This is a genomic window from Campylobacter concisus, assembly GCF_002912895.1.
GTDB classification, from domain to species: Bacteria; Campylobacterota; Campylobacteria; order Campylobacterales; family Campylobacteraceae; genus Campylobacter_A; species Campylobacter_A concisus_G.
This window is the reverse complement of the sequence record NZ_POZX01000045.1, coordinates 1-698: the sequence shown is the minus strand read 5'-3', so window position 1 is coordinate 698 and position 698 is coordinate 1. Positions and strand designations below refer to the sequence as shown.

1 pseudogene is annotated in these 698 nt (G+C 38.8%); it reads right to left on the bottom strand.

Annotation, left to right across the window (positions count from 1 at the left end):
- Positions 1-110 precede the first annotated feature (110 nt).
- Positions 111-647, bottom strand: a pseudogene (gene nadD / locus CYP51_RS05450) (nicotinate (nicotinamide) nucleotide adenylyltransferase); the annotation flags it as partial.
- Positions 648-698: the final 51 nt, after the last annotated feature.

Below are 698 nucleotides of genomic sequence, written 5' to 3'. Positions count from 1 at the left end.
ACGAAATAATTATCTCCACTCATATCAATCACTTGTATCTCTTCAGCCTTTTTTGCGTCTAAAACCTTAACTATACTTTCGGTGCGCTCTTGCATCGATCTCTCTTGCATTTTTAATCCTTGGTAAAAATTTATAACTTCATCTTTTATCTCGCTAGGCAGCTCATCAAGCCCCTTTTGGTGCCTGATCTGTGACGAGCTAACATCCACGTGCACGTCCATTTTTTGTAAATTTTGTGGAATTTCTATGTGATTGCGCTTGGCGATCACAAACTGCACTAAGCTTTTTAGCTCCTCGTACCCGTGCCATTTATCAAGTGTGGCTAGGTGGTCAGCGCCTATTATGAGATAAAATTTTTCTATCTTGAATTTCTCATACAAATACTTAACTGTCTCTATGGTAGGCACTGGGCGAGCTAAATTTATCTCATAGTCTGAGATCTCGACCTTCTCTAAGCTGCCCCAAATTTCTCTTATCCACTTTAGGCGAAGCTCTGGTGGAGCTGAAAATTCGCTCTTAAAGGGACTTATAAAAGTTGGCATGATGATGAGCTTGTCGATATCAAGGCTATTTAGTGCCATTTTTACAATGCTATCGTGTCCTAAATGAACCGGATCAAAGCTCCCGCCAAAAAGTGCTAACTTCATCTATTAAAGTGCCTTGTTTATATTTGTTTTAAAATTCTTTTTTGTAGAATT